Origin of the sequence: Ideonella sp. BN130291, from assembly GCF_036231905.1 — a bacterium.
Classification (GTDB): Bacteria; Pseudomonadota; Gammaproteobacteria; order Burkholderiales; family Burkholderiaceae_C; genus CAMLIZ01.
This window is the reverse complement of sequence record NZ_JAZARE010000009.1, coordinates 149,869-168,885: the sequence shown is the minus strand read 5'-3', so window position 1 is coordinate 168,885 and position 19,017 is coordinate 149,869. Positions and strand designations below refer to the sequence as shown.

The following is a 19,017-nucleotide window of genomic DNA, read 5'->3' as shown; positions in this document are numbered from 1 at the left end:
TCGGAGCTCGTCCGCTTCAGTTGGCGGGGCGCTCTTTGGTCACCGTCGTTTTCTTTGCCCGCCCGATGAACCAGTTCGGTTCGTCGTTCCAGTACTCGCTGGTCGTTGTGGTCTTGTACCCGGTTGCCGCACCGTCCGGAGCGTTGCCGGTCGAGTCTGTGTAGTTGGTGCCGTTCCGGATCACGCTGTTGACCACCAGGGCGTTGCCAAAGCAGTCGTACGTCATGGTTGTCTCGGTCTGGGGAAGCAGCGCGCCGTTGAGTTCCCAAGCCTTCACCTTGTTCGTTCCCTGATTCACCACGCAGGCGCGTCCTGCGGTGCAGGTTTGCGTACACGCGCCATAAGGGCCGTCGAACGCCGCATAGGTCATGTCTGTTCTCGAGACGGGCTGAAGAGACGCCGTCTGAAGCAAGGTGGCCGCAGGCCGGCCGATCAATGGCCACGCGGAGTTGAACCAGGTGGTCTGCGTGTTGCCGGTGATGCCCTCGACGGTGCGCACGTAGTTGAAGCCGGCAAAGCCTCGCCCATCCAGGTGGCCGATGGCGGCGCCATAGAAGTAGTCGCTGGTGTTGCGCCCACCGAATGCGTTGTCGGCAGTGACTGTTTTCACTACGGTGGCGGGAGGCACGGCGGTGGTCCTTGGGTACGCCACCGACACGTCCTTGGTGAACCGGCCAGCCGCTTGTGTGGAGCCGAGCTGCATGTAGCTTAGGCTTGTGCGCAGACCAAGACTGGTGATGTATGCCGACAGTCGATCGCCTTGATAGGCGCCGTCACCTTGATAAAACCGCCAGCCGCTGCTGCCTGTGATCGCTAGGACGTCCGCCTTGCCGTCGCCGTCGAAATCCCCGACATAGATGCGCTCCCGCTTGGTGGGGTCGCCACCGTTCGGCGCCCAGGTTGGCTTGAAGACGCCGGTTGAACTTCCATACCAGAGCTGCCAGCCGCTTTCATCGTTCGGCATGACCAGGATGTCGGCCAATCCGTCGCCATTGAAATCACCGACGGCGAAGTTCTCCAGATTGGATGGCCAAGGGCCAGCCGAGCCATCCACAAAAGCCTTGCCGGTGCTCAGAAGCACCTTGTATCCGCCGTTGAGGGCGATGACAAAGAGATCGCTTTTGCCATCTCCGTTGTAGTCGCCGACAAAGATCTTGCCGCGCTCTCCGGTGGAGGGCCAAGACCCCGACCAATCGGCCGTTGCCGAGATGCTCCCCGCTTTTGTACCGAAGAACAACTTCCAGCCGCCTTCGTTGGCAATGGCAAAGACGTCGGTTCGCCCATCTCCATTGAAGTCGCCCAGGTACACCGTCTCTAGGGTGGATGGCCACGAGCCGCTACCCGTCTGGGCGAAGGTAGAGCCGTTCCATTTCCAGATGCCCCAGCCGCCGTTGTTGTTGATGACGTACAAGTCGGTCTTGCCATCACCATCGAAGTCACCCGGGTAGATGCGCTCCAGCTTCGACGGATACGGACCACTGGCGTCGGCCGCCGTGCCAATGCCATTGCCCTTGTTGAGAAACATCTTCCAGCCGCCGTTCAACGCGATGACGAAGATGTCGGGTTTCCCGTCTCCGTCAAAGTCTCCGACGGTGATCTTGTCCTTCTCCCCATCAGCGGGCCACGAGCCGGTCGAAATGGTTGACTCCAACCCAGCGGGACCGCCTTTAAACAATGTCCAGCCACCTTGCCAAGCCTGAACGTGAGCGTCGGTTCGTCCATCCCCATTGAAGTCCGCGAGGTAGTAAACCTCGCCACCCGACGGCCAACTGCCGGAGCCCTTGAGCCTCAGGGTTGGCACAGCCGGGTTTTCGTATTCGAATCGCACGGGATTCAGGCACGATGGAGTCGTGTCGTTCTCGAACCCGCACTCGGTGACGCTCGCGAGAAGTGAACGACCGGTGGCCGTACTTTGCGCACCGTAGGTCAGCCGATACTCGGTAGCGATGTTTGAGGTTGTTTTGCCTGAAGCGGTCGCTCTGGTACGAATCGTCTTCAGGCGCTTGGTGCCAGAAACCTTTTGGCCTGCGATGTACCCCGCGCTGATGTCCGGCCTGTCCTCGTAGACGAAGTCGACGAAGTTGTACGGTTGCGTGGGGCCGGCCGTGTCGTTCAGCGTGTAGCTGATCGTCTGGGGGAGAAACTCGCCATTCGCCTCGTCGTGGGTGTAGCTTACCGCCCAGTAGTTGCCCTTGGCATCGCTCACCCGCCACGCGAGCCACAGCCTTTGGCGATAGAACCCATCGCTTGACGAGGGGCCAACTTCGGCAGGCACATACTCGATAGTCTCGCCGCCCTTCGTGTAGACAACGAAGGTCGACGAACTGCTCGGTGTCACGGACTGAATGGTCGCTATGCCTGTGCCTGATCCAGGGTTGTATCCGAGCCGCTTACTTGTGCCTACGGTGGGACCAGCGTATGCCGCAGTCAGAACGTTTGTGTTGGAGGACGGTGCCCCGCTCAGTTGAACGACCTTCGAGCCGTTGAACACCTCGGTGACGTACGCCGCCCCCGGAGTGCCGTAACCTCCGCCCCCAGATTGGTAGATCAACCGCTGGCCATCTAGGCAGAGACGATCGTCCCCATCAAGGTTCACCCCACCAGAAAAGCCATCGATCGCCCTGATCGCCGGACAGCGGGTGATCATCGAAAGGCCGGTCACTGTCCACCCCATGCCCGCCACTCCATTGCCTGACTGGCTGTTGTAGGACAAAGCGATACCAGGTTGAGCACCAGCGGCGCCAGGCGGGACCCGAAGCGGAATCGACAAAGTGAATGCGCCAGTTGGACCGACCGACGACGACACTTTCGTTGCGGTCTGCGCGTTAGCCGAAGACGCGGCGGCAACGCCAACTGCCATTGCGATCACTGAGCAGAGTCGGGCTGGATCGTTGCTACGCTTTACATCGACCACAAGCCGATGGGCGAGCGCAGCCAGACGAGAAGTGACACTCCTGAGCATCTTGATCTCCAGATCTCGGAAACGTGAGAGAGCGCCCTAGCGCACGCGGGCGCTAGCGACCAAACCAATGGCGGGATTTAGGAGGGAAACCGGTCAGCCTGAAGGCGTCGAAGTTCGACGCGTCCGCAGAGCGCGCAGAGCGGCCCGCAGATGGGGCAAGACCGAGGCAGACGCGACGATGCGCTGGACCAGCATTGGAGACTCCCCTGATTTTGGAGTGATCGCGCATTGCGGGCGCCACTCACTTTGATGGGCAAATCTACAAAGCGGCGCTATTTACGGTCAAGCCCTTGTTTGAGGGGCTGCACAGTGTTTGACCGGGGCGCTTTAAGTCGTGTCATCTGTACATTCGCCTCCAAGGTGTCTAACGCGCGAAGCCCCGTCAGTCGTCCGGGGTCAGAAGGCGGTGGACCGGGACGTTCAAGGCGTATGCAAGGCGTTCCAGGTTGTCCAATGAGATGTTCCTGGCCTGTCGCTCAACGTGCGCAACGAAGGTCCGGTGCAGTCCGCTCTCAAAGGCAAGCGCTTCCTGAGTGAGGCCGTTTGCTTGACGAAGACGGATCAGATTCAACGCCAGGATTTCCCTGGCAGACGCTGCTCTTGGACTCGACTTGGCCGCCGACGACATCGCCGGCAGTCTCTGGGTGTGCCGCTTTTGCGTCAGCCGCGTTTACGTCACAATCAGCCGCTGCTTGAATTGAACGGGGGCCTCCTTGCTTCAACATTGGCTTTGGGCATCGCTCGCCAGCGCGCTTTTGCTGTCTGCATCCCCCGCGTTGGGGGCGTCACGTTTCGGGGAGGCCACGGACGACTCGGTTTGCGATGTGGGCAGCACAGATCGCCGAATACAGGGCATCGCTGACCTGCTCGGCTTTTTCGAGCCACTCATTCCTGTAAGACGGCTCGGTTGGGGTGAACGGGATTGTGCTGCTTGAACTCGTGCGGCGTCATGTAATCCAGGCTGCTGTGCGGTCGCACGGTGTTGTAGTGGCGCCGCCAAGCCTCGATGACCACGGCGGCCTCGCGGCGCGAGCGGAACCATTCCAGCGACAGGCATTCGTCGCGGAACTTGCCGTTGAAGCTTTCGTCGGCGCCGTTCTGCCAGGGCTTGCCGGGGTCGTTCAGCGCTGTGGCGATGCCCGACTGGCTGATCCACTCCAGCAGGGCACGGCTGACGAATTCGGGCCCGTTGTCCGAGCGCAGGAACAGCGGCGCTCCATGCAGGCTGACCAGGCGCGAGAGTACGTTCACTACGCGCTTGGAACGGATCGACCCGGCGACGTCGATGGCCAGGCACTCTCTTGTGTACTCGTCGATCACGGTCAGGCACTTGATCTGTTGACCTTCGGCGGTGGTATCGAAGACGAAGTCGTAGGCCCAGACGGTGTTGGCCTTGAAGGGTGTGAACGGACGCGGCCTTGCGCTGGCAATGCGCCGGCGTGGCCGCTTCTTGGGCAGCAGCAGGCCGGCCTTGCGCCACAGGCGGTGCGTGCGCGACCAGCTCAGCTCGAAGCCTTGACGCCGCAAGAAGATGCGGATGCGCCGGTAGCCGTAGCGCGGGTACTGCGCCGACAGCGCCCTCATGGCCTCGATGACCGGCGCATCCCAACCTGGAAGCTTCCAGAAGATCCAAAGGAGGCGCTGGAGTCCAAGCTTCTCTTTGCCAGGCTCGACCGCGCCAACTATCCGAGCGTCATGGACCCCGACACGGGCATCGAAGCGACACCTTTCGTCTGCCCTGAGGGACTAGTCGCTGAGGTGCACTCGTGGCAAGCCGAAAGCGCTCCATCCATCCAGCATGTTCTGGTTCCGAATCAGTGCGAACAATTGCTTCGACGCGGAACGCAGCTGGCCGACGGGGAAGCCGCCTACCTCTTCCAGCTGCTTCAAGGGGTGCGACGCTGAAACTGACGATGATGACAAGAGCGCAAAGCTGAGATGCCGCTTCGCTACGGCTGGCACCCTCGTCGCCCTTGGAAGCGATTGGCTGACCGGCAACCCAGAGGCTCAGAAGCGCGCCTACGAAGTCGTACGGGCTGGGATAGCAGAGGTCGCGTCCACGGCGAAAGCTCTTCGCGAGCGGCGAAATGGGATTCGTTATGACGAACTGAAATTCGTGACACACGCGGTCATGCGCCTGTGGCTTGCGAATGGTGATGGTTCCGGGGCCGAAGAATGGGAAAGCGCCGTCCTGCGGCTACTGACGAGCGGTGACCTGTACGCGGCCACCGTCGTCGTTGATATCGCCTACGCCCATCGGGAGCAGCTTGGCACCGCGTGGTGGAGACTGCTGCGCGTGGGTTTGCTCTGGGCAGGCTTGAGCATGCTTACTCCAAAGCATGGCGATGACGAACGTGATGAGCGGATTTGGTCGCGATGGTTGGCGAGACTGCGGCGGCTACCTCTCCGAGACTCCTGTACGAACCCGGAGCAACTCGATCTCGACCGCGTCGTCGCTGGCCTCAAACGGCTGGACTATCGAAGCAGGGTGCGCAAGTACAAGGCCGGAGATCGTAAGTGGCTCGGGAAGCCGAAGCGTGATCGAGGGCTACCACTTGACAGTCAAATCCTCGACATCCTCTTCAACTGGCTCATCGCGGGCGCTGGCACCGGCGACCTCAAGCTGGATGCGCGCCTGACGACCCGCATCTGGAACTACGACGCCACACGCGCCAAGGCGCGCCGAGAAGACCGCGGCGAATACGACTTGCCCAGCCAGAACCTCGGATACAACGTCCTCCAAAAACTCGCGGCGTTGTCCACCACGGCCTCGGCCACTGACAACCGCGAGGTCTGGGAGCCAGTTCTCAATCACGGGCCAGCCGCGCACTACGCGCTGCGCCACTTCATAAGTAGCTTCTTTTTGCTCCTGGGACAAGGCTCAGATCCGACTCGCTTTGAGACTGTGTGGCGCGGCATGGCGGAATATGGGCTTGCAGCCAACTGGTCTCTACCTCGCCTCTGGTTCCACGGCGAGCGCCTGATTGGTGACTTGCTTGGCTTTGGAAACGAAGAGACTCTCTGCAAGCTTGATGCAGGTGCAGCTCTGCGGATGAAGGACGTCTACAAACGCTGGGCCGAAGCGCACCTGACTCGCGACGACGAGAACCTCACCAGGTTCTCCTACTTCCTGGCATCAAATTTCGGCGCCCCAATCCGACTCGACGGCATTGCTTGGATCGCCGCCATGCTCACGACGGGCGAACGGGAAGGTGGCTGGCGTCGAGATGACACGGGGGACGCGCTATTGGAGCTGGTCGCGGTTGCGCTAGGTGCGGACGCACAGGCGCTGTCGCGAGAACCAGTTGCGCGGCAGGGGCTCGTCGAAATTGCGGCGGCACTGGCTGCCAAGAACATGCCTATGGCGCTAGCCCTACAAGAACGCATCAGGCAGCTGAAATGACAGAGAGCGGGTTTCTCCCGTGCCTTGCCTAGATGCCACTTTGTCGTTCGACTGAACTGCGCCAAGCTGCTGGCGGCCACCTGAACCTATGGCTCGACGCTCCTGTAGCTTGGTCGCCGCGCAGTAGTCAAATTGCTTCACCCTCGTCTCGGCATGCTCCCAGATAAGCCTCTCCGTAGGAAACACCATTTCGTAACTCGCTCCCTGCTGAAGTACTTCCAGATCTGACGGTATAGAACTTGGCCCGAACGTAGCCGCAGCGGTTGGCGGGGCGTAGGCGGACCGCGGCGGCTGGAAGCTGTGGTCTCTGACCGGCCCCTAGGGGGCACGCGCCGAGGTCGACGGCGAATTCAAGCTTAAGCGCAAACAGTTCCAAATTCAGCGCAAACCGACAGCCAGGAAGCCCTGAGCGGCCTGTCCGGCCGCTTTCCGTCTCATCCCGCCCAGGCTGCAGTTCATCGCCTGCCGCTTCGGGAACGGCGGGCTCACCGCTATGGTGTGCTACATCAGCAACACACCACTCGGATCGACCCATGCACACCTGGAGCGATACCCTGCCCATCTACCGGCAGCTGGCGGACCGCCTGGCGGCGCAGCTGCTGGACGGGGAGCCGCCCGAGGGCGAAGCGATGCCCTCCGTGCGCGCGCTGGCCAGCCGCTACCTGATCAACCCGCTCACGGTGAGCCGGGCGCTGCAGTCCCTGGTGGACGACGGCCTGGTGGAAAGCCGGCGCGGCATTGGCATGTACGTGCAGTCCGGCGCCCGCCAGCGCCTGCGAAAAAGCGAACGCGAGCGCTTCCTGCAGGAAGAATGGCCGCAACTGGCCGCGCGCCTGAAGCGGCTGGGCATCACACCGAATGACCTGGATTGGGAGGCTTGAATGGACACCCTCATCGAAGCACGCGACCTCACGCTGCGCTACGGCAGCAAGACCGCCGTGGATGGCTTGAGCTTCACGGTGCCCAAGGGCCGCGTGGTGGGGCTGCTGGGCCACAACGGCGCGGGCAAGACCTCCCTGATGAAGGCGCTGGTGGGCCTGAAGGCCGGCGACGGCCAGCTGCGGGTGCTGGGGCTGGACCCGATGCGCGAGCGCGAGAAGCTGCTGGAATCGTTGTGCTACATCCCCGACGTGGCGGTGCTGCCGCGCTGGGCGCGTGTGCATGAACTCATCAGCCTGATGAGCGGGCTGCATCCGCGCTTTTCCGCAGAGCGCGCCCGCACGCTGCTTTCACGCACCAGCGTCACCCTCAATGACAAGGTGAAGTCGCTGTCCAAGGGCATGGTGGTGCAGACCCACCTGGCGCTGGTGGCGGCGATCGACGCCCGGCTCATGATCCTGGACGAGCCCACGCTCGGGCTGGACGTGCTGTCGCGCAAGGCCTTCTACGAGATGTTGATCGACGAATGGTGCGACGGCGAGCGCAGCGTGCTGATCTCCACCCACCAGATCGAGGAGATCGAGGCCCTGCTCTCCGACGTGATGATGCTCAACGAGGGCCGCATGGTGCTGAACATCAGCCTGGAGGAGATTGACCGTCGCTTCGTCGCGTTGAGCCACGACGCGGCCCTGGCCGAGCAGGTGGCCGCGGCGCATCCGCTGCTGCGATACCGGCAGGGCGGCCAGTCGGCCGCGCTGTTCGACGGCCCGCCCCCGGAGCATGTGGCCCAGCTAGGCCAGCGCTTCCGCCCCAACCTGGTGGACCTGTTCGTGGCGCTCACGCGGGCACCCGAACTCAATCGCACGGTCTGACAAGGAGATCACGATGACATCCCGATTCCCGACCCTGCTGCGCCGCGAATGGATGCAGCACCGCCGCGGCTACCTGGTGCTGATGGGCGTGCCGCCCCTGCTGCTGCTGCTCACCATCCTGTTTGCGCCGGGCGTGCAGGCCGACCCCAAGGAGCCGACGATGATCATGGCGATTGCCATGGCCGCGGTGACGGGGCTGGTGTCGTCCATCGTGTGGATCGCCATGGCCTTGCAGCTGCCCGGCCTGGCACGACGCGACACGCAGGACCGGTCCATCGAGTTCTGGTCCTCGCTGCCGGTGAGCCACTCCGCCAGCGTGGGGGCCACCCTGGTGATGCATGGCCTGCTGGTGCCGCTGCTGGCGGTGTGCGTGGGCTTCGTGTCCAGCCTGGTGGTGGGCGTCGCACTCGTGGGTGTGGTGCTCGGCCCGGGCGCCTGGGCCCACATGTCCTGGGGCGTGCTTGCTGCCACCGGCCTCGCGGGCTTTGCCCGCCTGCTGTTCGGGCTGTGCCTGGCCACGCTGTGGATCGCGCCGCTGCTGCTCGTGCCGATGGTCGCGTCGGCGGCTTTGAAGCGCTGGGGCGTGCCCGTGGTCGTGGCCACGGCGGGCATTGGCGGCCTGGTGCTCGACAAGCTCTACGGCATCACCGTGGTAGGCGACACCCTGGGCGCGCTGGTGCAACACGCCGGCCAGGCCCTGCTGCATGTGAAGAACCAGGAGCCCGACATGGAGGTCAGGATCGGCAAGAACGGTGAGCACATCACGGACGTGCTCGCCATGTTCCCCGAATGGGTGGCGCACGATGCGCTGATGGCGGTGCGCGACCTGGCCAGCCCGCTGTTCCTGTTTGCCATGGTGGTGGGCATCGCGAGCTTTGCTGCGCTGGTGCAGCTGCGCCGCCGCGCTGCCTGACGCGCTTTGCCGGGGGCGCTTCAGCCGAGTTTGAGGCCGACCAGCCCCAGCGTGATCAGCGCCAGGCTCGCGGCCTTCAGCGGTGTCATCGCCTCGCCCAGCCACCACACGCCCAGCAGCGCGGTGCCGACCGCGCCGATGCCGGTCCACACCGCGTAGGCGGTGCTGATCGGCAGCTGCTTCACCGCCAGGCCGAGCAGGCCGACGCTGGCGCCCATGGCGGCCAGCGTCAACACGGTGGGCAGCGGGCGGGTGAAGCCGTCGGTGGTCTTCAGGCCCAGCGCCCAGGCCACCTCGAACACGCCAGCGGCCACCAGCAGCAGCCAGGCCAGCGACGGGTTGGGGCTCAAACGGGCTGCGCGCCCGGGGTGCCGCCGGCCGCAGCGGCCAGGCGCTGCGTCACTTCCTTGCGGAAGCGGTTGAGCTCCTGCACGCTGGCGAAGCTGCGTTCCATCAGCAGGCTCATGTTGTGCAGGATGCGTTCGACGACCTTGTTCTCCCACACGGCGTCGAACTGGATCTGCTTGTCCAGCCACTCTTCCAGCCAGCTCGGGTCGGGCAGGCGGCTCTGGATGGTGTCGCGCGGGAAGAGCTTCTCGTTCACGTGCAGGTTGGTGGGGTGCAGCGCCTGCGCCGTGCGGCGGGCGCTGGCCATCAGCACGCCCACCTTGGCGAACGCCGCCTTGGCCTCGTCGCCGAACTTCTGCATCGCGCGCTTCATGTAGCGCAGGTAGGCGCCGCCATGGCGGGCCTCGTCGCGGGCCAGGGTTTCGTAGATCGCCTTGATCACCGGCTCGGTGTGCCATTCGGCCGCGCGCCGGTACCAGTGGTTCAACCGGATCTCGCCGCAGAAGTGCAGCATCAGGGTCTCGAGCGCGGGCGCCGGGTCGAATTCGAAGCGCACTTCGTGCAGCTCGGCTTCGGTGGGCACCAGGTCGGGCCGGAAGCGGCGCAGGTACTCCATGAGCACCAGCGAGTGTTTCTGCTCCTCGAAGAACCACACGCTCATGAAGGCGGAGAAGTCGCTGTCGTCCTTGTTGTCGCGCAGGAACATCTCGGTGGCCGGCAGCGCCGCCCACTCGGTGATGGCGTTCATCTTGATGGTCTGTGCCTGTTCCTCCGAGAGCTTGCTCGCATCGAACTGGGCCCAAGGAATGTCCTTGTCCATGTTCCAACGCACGGCTTCCAGCTGTTTGAAGAGTTCGGGATAGAGCATAAATTTCCTTGCAGGCGCAACCCGGTATTCTAGGTGGCGCTTTCCAATGCGATATGACAAGCGCACATACCCGCATGTGGCAACCGCCGGTCCGGGGTGCGCATCCGGCCGGCCCGCGAGCGCGTACAACAAGCACACACCAGGGAGATCGGCATGCGCCAGACGGACTTCCAGCACACCAGCGTCCTGGGCAAGGGCTCTGCGACGATTCGTTGCAAAGCCGTGGAACTCGAGCGAGGCCCGCAGGTCAGACCGGCATGCGGCACGGCTTTTGCCTGTGTTGCATTGCGGGCGGAGGGCCCGACTGATTACTCGCTGCGCAGCCTTCCAGGTTCACTGGCTGAAATCCCGGAGCGCTTCTCCTCCTCCTCCCTCCCTCCCTCCTTCGCTCAGGGGCGCTGCGTAGCTTTCTTTATGACCCGGGGTACCGCCAGAGGCGGTACCCCTTTTTCATGCGCGCGGGGGTTTTGAGGTGGCCGCCCGCACGGTCGCCATCGTCGGCTCCGGCGTGGCGGGCCTGGGCGCTGCCCATGCGCTGGCGCCCCACGCACGGGTCACCGTCTACGAGGCCGGCCGGCATTTCGGCGGCCACGCCCACACGGTGGACATCACCCTTGAGGGGCAGACGCACGGCGTGGACACCGGCTTCCTGGTGTTCAACGAACGCACCTATCCCGAGCTGATCCGGCTGTTCGGCAGCCTGGCGGTCCGCACCGCGCCCTCCGACATGTCGTTCTCGGTCCAGGCGGGCGGCCTGGAGTGGAGCGGCAGCACCCTCAACAGTGTGTTCGCCCAGCGCCGCAACCTGTTGCGGCCAGGCTTCTGGCGCATGCTGGCCGACCTGCTGCGCTTCAACCGGCTGGCCACGGCGCTGGCACAAGCGGAGCAGGAGGCCCGCCTGCAGATGCCGATCGGCGACTTCCTGCAAGACCATCGCTTCAGCAAAGAATTCCGCGAGGGGTACTTCTTACCGATGGTCGCGAGCATCTGGTCCTGCCCGACGGAACAGATGCTGCACTTCCCGATCGGCACGCTGATCCGCTTTTGCCACAACCACGGCCTGTTGCAGGTGAACGGCCGGCCGCCATGGCACACCGTGCAGGGCGGCTCGCGACAGTACGTGCAGGCACTGGTGAGCCGGCTGCCCGACACCCGCCTGAACACACCGGTGCGCCGGGTGGAACGGCTGGCGCAGGGGGGCGTGCGCGTGCACACTGATGGCCGCAGCGAGGACTTCGACGACGTGGTGCTGGCCTGCCACAGCGACCAGAGCCTGGCGCTGCTGCCCGACGCGTCGGCGGGCGAGCGCGCGCTGCTGGGCGCCGTGCGCTACCACCCCAACCGGGCGGTGCTGCACACCGACAGCACCCTGCTGCCGCGCCGGCGCCTGGCCTGGGCCGCCTGGAACTACGAACGGGCGGCCAGCACGGCCCGCGAAGAGGCCGGCGTGTGCCTGCACTACCTGATCAACCGCCTGCAGCCGCTGCCCTGGCGCACGCCGGTGATCGTGTCGCTCAACCCGGTGCGCGAGCCACGGCCCGGCTGCGTGCTGGGCGAATACGCCTACGAGCACCCGGTGTTCGACGCGGCCGCCATCGCGGCCCAGCGCCAGCTGCACACCGTGCAGGGGGTGGGCGGCCTCTGGTACTGCGGCGCCTGGACACGCTACGGCTTCCACGAGGACGGCTTGCGCTCCGGCCTGATGGTGGCCGAGGCACTGCTGCAGCGCGAGTCGCAGGCACCGGCCCGGGCCGCATGAGCGAGCTCCACCCGCCCGGTGGCTGCATCGCGGCCGCCCAGCCGCTGCTTGGCATCGGCAGCGTGCGCCATCACCGGCTGCGGCCGGTGGAGCACCGTTTTGCGTATCCCGGCTATTTCGTACTGCTGCCGCTGCGCAGCCTGCGCCCGCAGGGCGTGCCGGGCCTGCCGCGCAACCGCTTCGGCCTGGTCAGCTTCCACGACGCCGACCACGGCGACGGCGGCACCGACTGCCTGGCCTGGATCGACCGGCTGCTGCGCGATGAAGGCATCGCCGACGCCGGCGGCGAGGTGTGGCTGCAGTGCTATCCCAGGGTGCTGGGGTATGCCTTCAAGCCGGTGAGCTTCTGGTACTGCCACCGCGCCGACGACAGCCTGGCGGCCATCGTGGTGGAGGTGAACAACACCTTCGGCGAGCGCCACTGCTACCTGCTCACCGGGCCGCAGCTGGCCTTTGGCGCCGAGCTGCGGGCGGCGAAGGTCTTCCATGTGTCGCCGTTCTGCAGGGTCGAAGGCCACTACCGTTTCCGCTTCATGCGCGCCGGCCGGGCCGGCAACGCAGCGCATCCAGCGCGCAGCGTGGTGCGTATCGACCACCACGACATGCAAGGCCTGCTGCTGAGCACCAGCATCAGCGGCAGCCTGCAGCCGCTGACCGCCAGCCGCGTGCGGGCCGCGTTCTGGCGCATGCCGTGGATGACGCTGGGCGTGATCGTCCGCATCCACTGGCAGGCGCTGCAGCTGTGGACCCGGCGCGTGCGCTGGTTTTCCAAACCGCCACCACCCGATGCCCCGGTGTCCCGATGATGACGACCCACGCTGCCGACATCCCTGCCACTTCCGCCACATCCTCCGCCACATCCTCCGCCACATCCTCCGCCACTTCCGCCGCCCTGGCCGGCGCACCGGCCGGGGCCCGCCATGTCCTGCGGCTGATGAACGAGCTGCCGCACGGCAGCCTGGCGGTCGAGCTGCCCGGCGGGCAACAGCTGTGTCTTGGCGGGCGCAGGCAGCCGGGGCTGCGTGCCAGCATCCGATTGCACAACTGGAACGTCTGCGCCGCGGCGCTTGCATCCGGCGATATCGGCTTCGCCGAATCCTTCATCGCGGGCGACTGGAGCACACCCGACCTCAGCGCCCTGCTGCGCCTGTTCGTCACCAACCGGGACACCCTGGAAGGCCTGGTCTATGGCCGCTGGTGGGGTCGCCTGCTGCACCGCGGGCGGCATCTGCTGAACCGCAACTCGCGCGCGGGCAGCCGGCGCAATGTGCACGCGCACTACGACCTGGGCAATGCCTTCTACCAGCTGTGGCTGGACGGCGGCATGAGCTATTCGAGCGCCTGGTTCAACGGCGACACCGGCCAGCCGCTGGAGCAGGCGCAGCTGGCCAAATGGCAGCGGGCGCTGGCCGAATGCCGGCTGCCGCGCGGCGGACGCCTGCTGGAGCTGGGCTGCGGCTGGGGCGCGCTGGCCGAATGTGCCGCCCTGGCGTTGGAAGCCCGGGTCACCGGTGTCACCTTGTCCACCGAGCAACTGGCCTTCGCACGCCAGCGCCTGCACGAGGCCGGCGTGGCGCAACAGGTGGACCTGCGGCTGCAGGACTACCGCGATGTGGACGACGGGCCCTACGACGCGATCGTGTCGGTGGAGATGTTCGAGGCCGTCGGGCGGGCGTACTGGCCGCAGTTCTTCAACCTGCTGCAGCACCAGCTCAAGCCCGGCGGGCATGCCTGCATCCAGACCATCACGATCCGCGACGACCTGTTCGAGCGCTATGTAGGGGGCAGCGACTTCATCCAGCAGTACATCTTCCCGGGTGGCCTGCTACCCAGCCGCACCGCGTTTCGTGAGCAGGCTCTGAAAGCCGGCCTGGAGGTCGTGAACGAGCTCGCGTTCGGCGGCGACTACGCCGAAACACTGCGGCGCTGGCGCCAGCGGTTCACGGCGCGCGAGGCCGCGGTGCGCGAGCTGGGCTTCGACACCCGCTTCCTGCGCATCTGGTCGTTCTACCTCGCCTACTGCGAAGCCGCCTTCGACGCCGGCAACACCGACGTCGTGCAGTTCACGCTGCGCAAGCCCTGATCAGCGCTGACCCTCGGTCAGCGTGTCGAGCTGGAACTTGCCGCTCTTGTCCACCAGCCAGATGTCGGTGTACTTCACGCGACCCATCCTGGCGGGCTTGGGATACGGCGCGGCCTTGCGGATCATGTCCAGCACCCAGGGCGACACTTCCTTGGCGGCCGCGGGTTCGCGCACCATCACGGCGTTGACCACGTGGCCGTTTTCGTCGATCTCGGTCTCGGTGATGGCCACGGCGTACATCAGCGGCGGCAGCTTGCCCTTGTGGATGTGCTGCGGGTAGCTGGCGTACAGATGGCGCGCCCCGTCGCGCCGGTAGCTGCGGTCCGTGTCCGCATCGGACAGGGCCGCCGTGGCCACCTGCACCGGCGTGGGCGCGGCGTGGAACTGCGCATGCGCCGGCTTCCAGGCGACCAGGCTGCCGATGGCCAGCGCGGCCAGGGCCCCGACCACGCGCCAGCGCAGGCGCTGGGTCGCTTCGCGGGTGACGGTGTAGGTGTGACGACGGTCCATGAGCACTTCTCCTCGCGGGACAAGCCTCCGTTCCCGCATGAGTTCACTCTAGGGGGTGCCGCCGAAAAACACATCCTCCAACGGCAGGAGTCGGCGCTGCCTTTGTCAACAAGCTCACGCGTCCAGCGCGTTCAATTCGTTACCGACGGAACGAGCCGATCCACCAGCTCACCCAGGTGCGCAATCGTCCACACCTCGGCATCGCGCACTGCCGCGGCGGGCGTGCGGCACAGCCAGGCGGCATGCAGGCCGGCGGCGCGGGCGCCCTCAACGTCCAGCATCCAGTCGTCACCCACATGCAGCACCTCATGCGGCGCCACGCCCAGCCGGCGGCACGCTTCATGGAAGATGCGTGGGTCGGGCTTGCCCACACCGAACTCGCGTGCCGACACCGAGCCGACGAAGTGCTGTGCCACGCCGGCCAGGCGCAGATCGGCATTGCCATTGGTCAGCGCCATCAACGGATAGTGCGTGGCCAGCGCCGTGAGGGCGGCCTCCACTTCCTCGTACAGCAGAAGCTCGTTGCGGGCAGCGAAGAAGGCCTCGAAGGCAGCATCCGCCAGCGCCGGGTCATGGCCGCAGTCGGCCAGCGCCAGCCCGATGCTGTGATGGCGGATGCGGGTGAAGTCGTGCGCCCAGTCGGGCCGCTGCTCGGCGACGCGGTCGCGCAGTGCCCGCAGCGCGATGCGGTCATACCGCTGCACCACCGCCGGCGCATGGCGCGCCAGCCAGTCGTGCAGCGCGATTTCGGCGCGCGCGATGGCGGGTTCGATCGGCCACAGCGTGTCGTCCAGGTCGAGCGTGATTGCACGCAGGCCGGCTATCACCGCAGCCACCCCTTGCGCCGGAAGTAGATGAACGGTGCCGCGATCGACACCACCATCAGGCCCAGCGCATACGGGTAGCCCAGGGCCCAGTCCAGCTCCGGGATGCCCTTGAAGTTCATGCCGTAGATGCTGGCGATCAGGGTGGGCGGCAGCAGCGCCACCGAGGCCACCGAGAAGATCTTGATGATCTTGTTCTGGTTGATGTTGATGAAGCCGACGGTGGCGTCCATCAGGAAGTTGATCTTGTCGAACAGGAACGCGGTGTGCGAGTCGAGCGAGTCGATGTCGCGCAGGATCTGCCGCGCCTCCTCGAACTGCTCGGCGTTGAGCATGCGGCTGCGCATCATGAAGCTCACCGCGCGGCGGGTGTCCATCACGTTGCGGCGGATGCGGCCATTCAGGTCCTCCTCCTTGGCCACGGCCGACAGCACGGCCCCGGCTTCCTGGTCGGAGACCTGCTGCTTGAGCACCTGCTCGCTCACCTTTTCCAGCGCGTCGTAGATGCCTTCCAGCGCATCGGCCGAGTACTCCGCGTCGGCGTCGTAGAGCTTGAGCAGCACGTCCTTCGCGTCCTCGATCAGGGCCGGGATGCGGCGCGCCCGCAGGCGCAGCAGCCGGAACACCGGCAGGTCCTCGTCGTGGATCGAGAACAGCACCTTGTTGTGCAGGATGAAGGCCACTCGCACGTTGCGCGGCGTGATGTCGTCGTCGATGAGGAAGTCCGAGCGGATGTGCAACTCGCCGTTGTCTTCCTCGTAGAAGCGGGCGGACTCTTCCAGGTCGTCGTCGACGATGTCGTCGGGAATCGTGAGCCCGAAGCGGCTGGCGATCCAGCGCTTTTCGGCGGCCGACGGGGATTCGAGGTCCACCCAGACCGGCCGCACATCGGCCAGCGCGTCGGGATTGTCCAGATCGTCGTCCTGGAGCGGGCGGCCCGAGAGGCGGCCGTTGTCCAGGGTGAACACGTTGAGCATGCTGTCTCCAACGCCGGGCTGCCTGGCACGCTGACCGCGTGGGCTACCTGGTGGGGTGTGGGGTGATGGTGTGCCGGTGAACCGCCTCACCCCGCCGCAGTGATGGCGGGCATCACGCGCTGGAGCGGACGGTCACCGAGGGTGACTCTGGTCCAAGACGAACTCCAAAAATGGAATCGCAGAATTATGTCTCATTGGGCCGCGCTATGGCTGTGCGCCGGCGCTGGGAGCGAGGCCTTTTCGGACGGTTTCACGCAGGAATTCGCATTGCCGCCAGGGCAAATCAAAAGCACCAGCGATCCACTGCGGCATCGGCTTGTCACCTCGGGCCGATCGGGGTACGCTGGTTCCAACGGACTGCGGTCCACCGCTACCTGCAAGCCTCGCCTTCGCACCCCTTCTTCCCCTTCCCCGCCTCTTCTTCCCCTGCATTCCTTCTTGTCTCTTCCGTCTCCCTCAACGTCCCGAAAGGAGGACCTGATGAACCTGACGATCAGCGGACATCACCTGGAAGTCACCCCGGCCCTGCGCGAGTACGTGGTCACCAAGCTAGACCGCGTCACGCGTCACTTCGAGCAGGTGGTCGACATCAACGTTCTGCTGACAGTGGAGAAGCTCAAGGAGAAGGAACGACGCCAGCGCGCGGAAGTCACTTTGCACGTCAAGGGCAGGGACATCTTCGTGGAACAGTCCCATGAGGATCTGTACGCCGCCATCGACCAGTTGATGGACAAGCTGGACCGCCAGGTCTGCCGCCACAAGGACCGTGTGCAGGACCACCACCACGCCACCGCCAAGCGCATCGACGCCAGCACCGTCTGAAACACGGCATTGCATCTCGACAAGAGCGGCCTTCGGGCCGCTTTTTTGTATGCCGAAATGCACAGCTTCCCGTTGTGCACGCGTGCAGCCATCCCGCAACACACCCTGTTTGCAGGATCGTGCACGCTTCCCCCCAATGGGGGTATTCCTATAATCTGTTCCCTTGTTCGTTTCCGGTCGTGGCGCCCCAACAGGGCACCAGCGATGCGGGGGAAACCGATCCATGAACCGTCTCGCCGCCATCCTGCCTGCCAGCAACGTGCTGGTGAACGTGGACGCGACCAGCAAGAAACGAGCGTTCGAGCATGCAGGCCTGCTGTTCGAGAACCAGCACACGATCGCCCGCGCCACCGTCTCGGACAACCTCTTCGCGCGGGAGCGCCTGGGCTCCACCGGCCTGGGGCATGGCGTGGCCATTCCGCACGGCCGCATCAAGGGCCTGAAGAATCCGCTGGCGGCGGTGCTGCGCGTGCAGCAGCCGATTCCCTTCGACGCACCCGACGACGAACCGGTCAGCCTGCTGATCTTTTTGCTGGTGCCCGAGGCGGCCACCCAGCGCCACCTGGAAATCCTGTCCGAGATCGCCGAGCTGCTGTCGGACCGCGAGCTGCGCGAGCGCCTGAAGACCGAACCCGACGCGGCCACCCTGCACAAGCTGATCTCCGATTGGGAACCGCTGAAATCCGTCGCATGAGTCCCACGTGCCCTCGGGGACAGGCCGCGCAGCGGCCAGGGGCGATGGTGAAAGACGAGCGGATCACGGACCGGTTGCCCGGCCGTGATTCGATCCCCCACGGGGGGCGGCCGCCAGACGGCCGGGGGCTCACATGAAACCCACTTCGATCAGTGCGGAGGCGCTGTTCGAGGCGCACCGCCCCGCCTTGCGCTGGGAATGGATCGCCGGGCATGCCCATCCTGAGCGCCGCTTCGACGAAGCCGCGGTGCGCGAGGCCCGCTCCTCGGCCGACCTGGTGGGCTACCTCAACTACATCCACCCCTACCGGGTGCAGATCGTGGGCCAGCGCGAAGTGGCCTACCTGAGCCGCGATTCGCACGACGACCAGGAGCGCCGCATCTCGCGCATCGTCGCGCTGGAGCCGCCGGTGATCATCGTGGCGGACAAGCAGACCCCGCCCGACCGCCTGGTGGCGATCTGCGACCGGGCCGACATCCCGCTGTTCGTCACCGCCGAGTCCGCCGGCCATGTGATCGACGTGGTGCGCGATTACCTGAGCCTGCTGTTTGCCGACCGCACCACCCGCCATGGCGTGTTCATGGACATCCTCGGCCTGGGCGTGCTGCTCACCGGCGAATCCGGCCTGGGCAAGAGCGAGCTGGGGCTGGAGCTGATCTCGCGCGGCCACGGCCTGGTGGCCGACGACGCGGTGGACCTCTACCGCATCTCGCAGACCGCGCTCGAAGGCCGCTGCCCCGAGCTGCTGATGAACCTGCTGGAAGTACGCGGCATCGGCCTGCTGGACATCAAGGCGATCTTCGGTGAGACGGCCGTGCGCCGGAAGATGCGCCTGAAGCTCATCGTGCACCTGGTGCGCAAGGAGACGATGGAGCGCGAGTTCGAGCGCCTGCCCTACGAGCCGCTGTACGAGGACATCCTCGGCATGCCGGTGCGCAAGGTGGTGATCGCCGTGGACGCCGGCCGCAACCTCGCGGTGCTGGTGGAAGCCGCGGTGCGCAACACCATCCTGCAGCTGCGCGGCATCGACACCTACAACGAATTCATCCAGCGCCACCAGCGCGCGATGGAGCGCGGCACCGAATAACGGCCGCCAGCCCGAG

Annotated in this window: 17 protein-coding genes and 1 pseudogene; 10 read left to right on the top strand and 8 right to left on the bottom strand. The window is 65.4% G+C overall.

Translation table 11 applies throughout. From position 1 onward, the window contains the following. Nucleotides 1-16: 16 nt before the first annotated feature. The 3 genes and pseudogenes from VPH43_RS19835 to VPH43_RS19825 form a co-directional block, all read right to left on the bottom strand. Nucleotides 17-2,860 (bottom strand): FG-GAP-like repeat-containing protein, encoded by a 2,844-nt coding sequence (locus VPH43_RS19835; RefSeq protein WP_328579588.1) that lies wholly within the window; start codon nucleotides 2,858-2,860, stop codon nucleotides 17-19. A 484-nt stretch (nucleotides 2,861-3,344) separates the two neighbouring features. Further along, nucleotides 3,345-3,590, bottom strand: coding sequence for a helix-turn-helix domain-containing protein (locus VPH43_RS19830; protein WP_328579478.1), 246 nt, complete (start codon nucleotides 3,588-3,590; stop codon nucleotides 3,345-3,347). 257 nt (nucleotides 3,591-3,847) lie between these two features. Next, nucleotides 3,848-4,567, bottom strand: a pseudogene (locus VPH43_RS19825) (IS3 family transposase); the annotation flags it as partial. Between the two features lie 193 nt (nucleotides 4,568-4,760). On the opposite strand from VPH43_RS19825, the gene VPH43_RS19820 reads away from it, so the two are divergent. The 4 genes from VPH43_RS19820 (at nucleotide 4,761) to VPH43_RS19805 (ending at nucleotide 9,029) form a co-directional block, all read left to right on the top strand. Further along, a complete protein-coding gene (locus tag VPH43_RS19820) occupies nucleotides 4,761-6,365 on the top strand; it encodes a hypothetical protein (protein WP_328579477.1) in 1,605 nt (534 codons plus the stop codon). A gap of 533 nt (nucleotides 6,366-6,898) precedes the next feature. After that, entirely contained in the window at nucleotides 6,899-7,246 is a 348-nt protein-coding gene (locus VPH43_RS19815) for a GntR family transcriptional regulator (protein WP_328579476.1), read from the top strand. Next, nucleotides 7,247-8,116 (top strand): ABC transporter ATP-binding protein, encoded by an 870-nt coding sequence (locus VPH43_RS19810; RefSeq protein ID WP_328579475.1) that lies wholly within the window; start codon nucleotides 7,247-7,249, stop codon nucleotides 8,114-8,116. A gap of 13 nt (nucleotides 8,117-8,129) precedes the next feature. Further along, nucleotides 8,130-9,029 carry a hypothetical protein gene (locus VPH43_RS19805; RefSeq protein ID WP_328579474.1) on the top strand — a complete coding sequence of 300 codons (900 nt, stop codon included), beginning with the start codon at nucleotides 8,130-8,132 and terminating at the stop codon, nucleotides 9,027-9,029. 20 nt (nucleotides 9,030-9,049) lie between these two features. Here the strand turns inward: VPH43_RS19805 and VPH43_RS19800 are convergent, their stop codons facing one another. Together VPH43_RS19800 and VPH43_RS19795 are read right to left on the bottom strand one after the other, a co-directional pair. Continuing rightward, on the bottom strand, nucleotides 9,050-9,361 hold the full coding sequence (locus VPH43_RS19800; protein ID WP_328579587.1) for a DMT family transporter: 312 nt from the start codon (nucleotides 9,359-9,361) through the stop codon (nucleotides 9,050-9,052). A 14-nt stretch (nucleotides 9,362-9,375) separates the two neighbouring features. Continuing rightward, nucleotides 9,376-10,245 (bottom strand): ferritin-like domain-containing protein, encoded by an 870-nt coding sequence (locus tag VPH43_RS19795; protein WP_328579473.1) that lies wholly within the window; start codon nucleotides 10,243-10,245, stop codon nucleotides 9,376-9,378. Nucleotides 10,246-10,717: 472 nt separating this feature from the next. On the opposite strand from VPH43_RS19795, the gene VPH43_RS19790 reads away from it, so the two are divergent. The 3 genes from VPH43_RS19790 to VPH43_RS19780 are packed head-to-tail and all read left to right on the top strand — an operon-like array spanning nucleotide 10,718 to nucleotide 14,087. Beyond that, nucleotides 10,718-12,004: an NAD(P)/FAD-dependent oxidoreductase gene (locus tag VPH43_RS19790; RefSeq protein ID WP_328579472.1), complete on the top strand. Its 1,287-nt coding sequence runs from the start codon at nucleotides 10,718-10,720 to the stop codon at nucleotides 12,002-12,004. Further along, nucleotides 12,001-12,810, top strand: coding sequence for a DUF1365 domain-containing protein (locus VPH43_RS19785; protein ID WP_328579471.1), 810 nt, complete (start codon nucleotides 12,001-12,003; stop codon nucleotides 12,808-12,810). The genes VPH43_RS19790 and VPH43_RS19785 overlap by 4 nt, the downstream gene beginning before the upstream one ends. Continuing rightward, nucleotides 12,807-14,087, top strand: a complete 1,281-nt coding sequence (locus VPH43_RS19780; protein WP_328579470.1) for a cyclopropane-fatty-acyl-phospholipid synthase family protein — start codon at nucleotides 12,807-12,809, stop codon at nucleotides 14,085-14,087. The genes VPH43_RS19785 and VPH43_RS19780 overlap by 4 nt, the downstream gene beginning before the upstream one ends. Here the strand turns inward: VPH43_RS19780 and VPH43_RS19775 are convergent, their stop codons facing one another. The 3 genes from VPH43_RS19775 to corA form a co-directional block, all read right to left on the bottom strand. Further along, the gene (locus tag VPH43_RS19775; RefSeq protein WP_328579469.1) at nucleotides 14,088-14,597 is read right to left on the bottom strand and encodes a hypothetical protein; all 510 of its coding nucleotides are present in this window, start codon (nucleotides 14,595-14,597) and stop codon (nucleotides 14,088-14,090) included. A 131-nt stretch (nucleotides 14,598-14,728) separates the two neighbouring features. Then, the gene (locus VPH43_RS19770; RefSeq protein ID WP_328579468.1) at nucleotides 14,729-15,433 is read right to left on the bottom strand and encodes an HAD family hydrolase; all 705 of its coding nucleotides are present in this window, start codon (nucleotides 15,431-15,433) and stop codon (nucleotides 14,729-14,731) included. Beyond that, nucleotides 15,421-16,398, bottom strand: a complete 978-nt coding sequence (gene corA / locus VPH43_RS19765; RefSeq protein ID WP_328579467.1) for a magnesium/cobalt transporter CorA — start codon at nucleotides 16,396-16,398, stop codon at nucleotides 15,421-15,423. The genes VPH43_RS19770 and corA overlap by 13 nt, the downstream gene beginning before the upstream one ends. A gap of 480 nt (nucleotides 16,399-16,878) precedes the next feature. Here corA and hpf point away from each other — a divergent pair, with 480 nt between their 5' ends. The 3 genes from hpf to hprK all read left to right on the top strand — a co-directional run bounded on the left by hpf (nucleotide 16,879) and on the right by hprK (nucleotide 19,001). Further along, a complete protein-coding gene (gene hpf, locus VPH43_RS19760) occupies nucleotides 16,879-17,220 on the top strand; it encodes a ribosome hibernation-promoting factor, HPF/YfiA family (RefSeq protein ID WP_328579466.1) in 342 nt (113 codons plus the stop codon). 223 nt (nucleotides 17,221-17,443) lie between these two features. Then, the gene (locus VPH43_RS19755) at nucleotides 17,444-17,914 is read left to right on the top strand and encodes a PTS sugar transporter subunit IIA (RefSeq protein WP_328579465.1); all 471 of its coding nucleotides are present in this window, start codon (nucleotides 17,444-17,446) and stop codon (nucleotides 17,912-17,914) included. A gap of 133 nt (nucleotides 17,915-18,047) precedes the next feature. Then, on the top strand, nucleotides 18,048-19,001 hold the full coding sequence (gene hprK / locus VPH43_RS19750; RefSeq protein ID WP_328579464.1) for an HPr(Ser) kinase/phosphatase: 954 nt from the start codon (nucleotides 18,048-18,050) through the stop codon (nucleotides 18,999-19,001). Nucleotides 19,002-19,017: the final 16 nt, after the last annotated feature.

What these genes read in the sequence shown, in the direction of transcription:
- hpf (WP_328579466.1), top strand. Translation starts at nt 16,879, where the DNA reads ATGAACCTGACGATCAGCGGACATCACCTGGAAGTCACCCCGGCCCTG.
- VPH43_RS19755 (WP_328579465.1), top strand. Translation starts at nt 17,444, where the DNA reads ATGAACCGTCTCGCCGCCATCCTGCCTGCCAGCAACGTGCTGGTGAAC.
- VPH43_RS19820 (WP_328579477.1), top strand. Translation starts at nt 4,761, where the DNA reads ATGTTCTGGTTCCGAATCAGTGCGAACAATTGCTTCGACGCGGAACGC.
- VPH43_RS19805 (WP_328579474.1), top strand. Translation starts at nt 8,130, where the DNA reads ATGACATCCCGATTCCCGACCCTGCTGCGCCGCGAATGGATGCAGCAC.
- VPH43_RS19795 (WP_328579473.1), bottom strand. Translation starts at nt 10,245, where the DNA reads ATGCTCTATCCCGAACTCTTCAAACAGCTGGAAGCCGTGCGTTGGAAC.
- VPH43_RS19810 (WP_328579475.1), top strand. Translation starts at nt 7,247, where the DNA reads ATGGACACCCTCATCGAAGCACGCGACCTCACGCTGCGCTACGGCAGC.
- VPH43_RS19815 (WP_328579476.1), top strand. Translation starts at nt 6,899, where the DNA reads ATGCACACCTGGAGCGATACCCTGCCCATCTACCGGCAGCTGGCGGAC.
- VPH43_RS19785 (WP_328579471.1), top strand. Translation starts at nt 12,001, where the DNA reads ATGAGCGAGCTCCACCCGCCCGGTGGCTGCATCGCGGCCGCCCAGCCG.
- hprK (WP_328579464.1), top strand. Translation starts at nt 18,048, where the DNA reads ATGAAACCCACTTCGATCAGTGCGGAGGCGCTGTTCGAGGCGCACCGC.
- VPH43_RS19835 (WP_328579588.1), bottom strand. Translation starts at nt 2,860, where the DNA reads ATGGCAGTTGGCGTTGCCGCCGCGTCTTCGGCTAACGCGCAGACCGCA.
- VPH43_RS19830 (WP_328579478.1), bottom strand. Translation starts at nt 3,590, where the DNA reads ATGTCGTCGGCGGCCAAGTCGAGTCCAAGAGCAGCGTCTGCCAGGGAA.
- VPH43_RS19780 (WP_328579470.1), top strand. Translation starts at nt 12,807, where the DNA reads ATGATGACGACCCACGCTGCCGACATCCCTGCCACTTCCGCCACATCC.
- corA (WP_328579467.1), bottom strand. Translation starts at nt 16,398, where the DNA reads ATGCTCAACGTGTTCACCCTGGACAACGGCCGCCTCTCGGGCCGCCCG.
- VPH43_RS19775 (WP_328579469.1), bottom strand. Translation starts at nt 14,597, where the DNA reads ATGGACCGTCGTCACACCTACACCGTCACCCGCGAAGCGACCCAGCGC.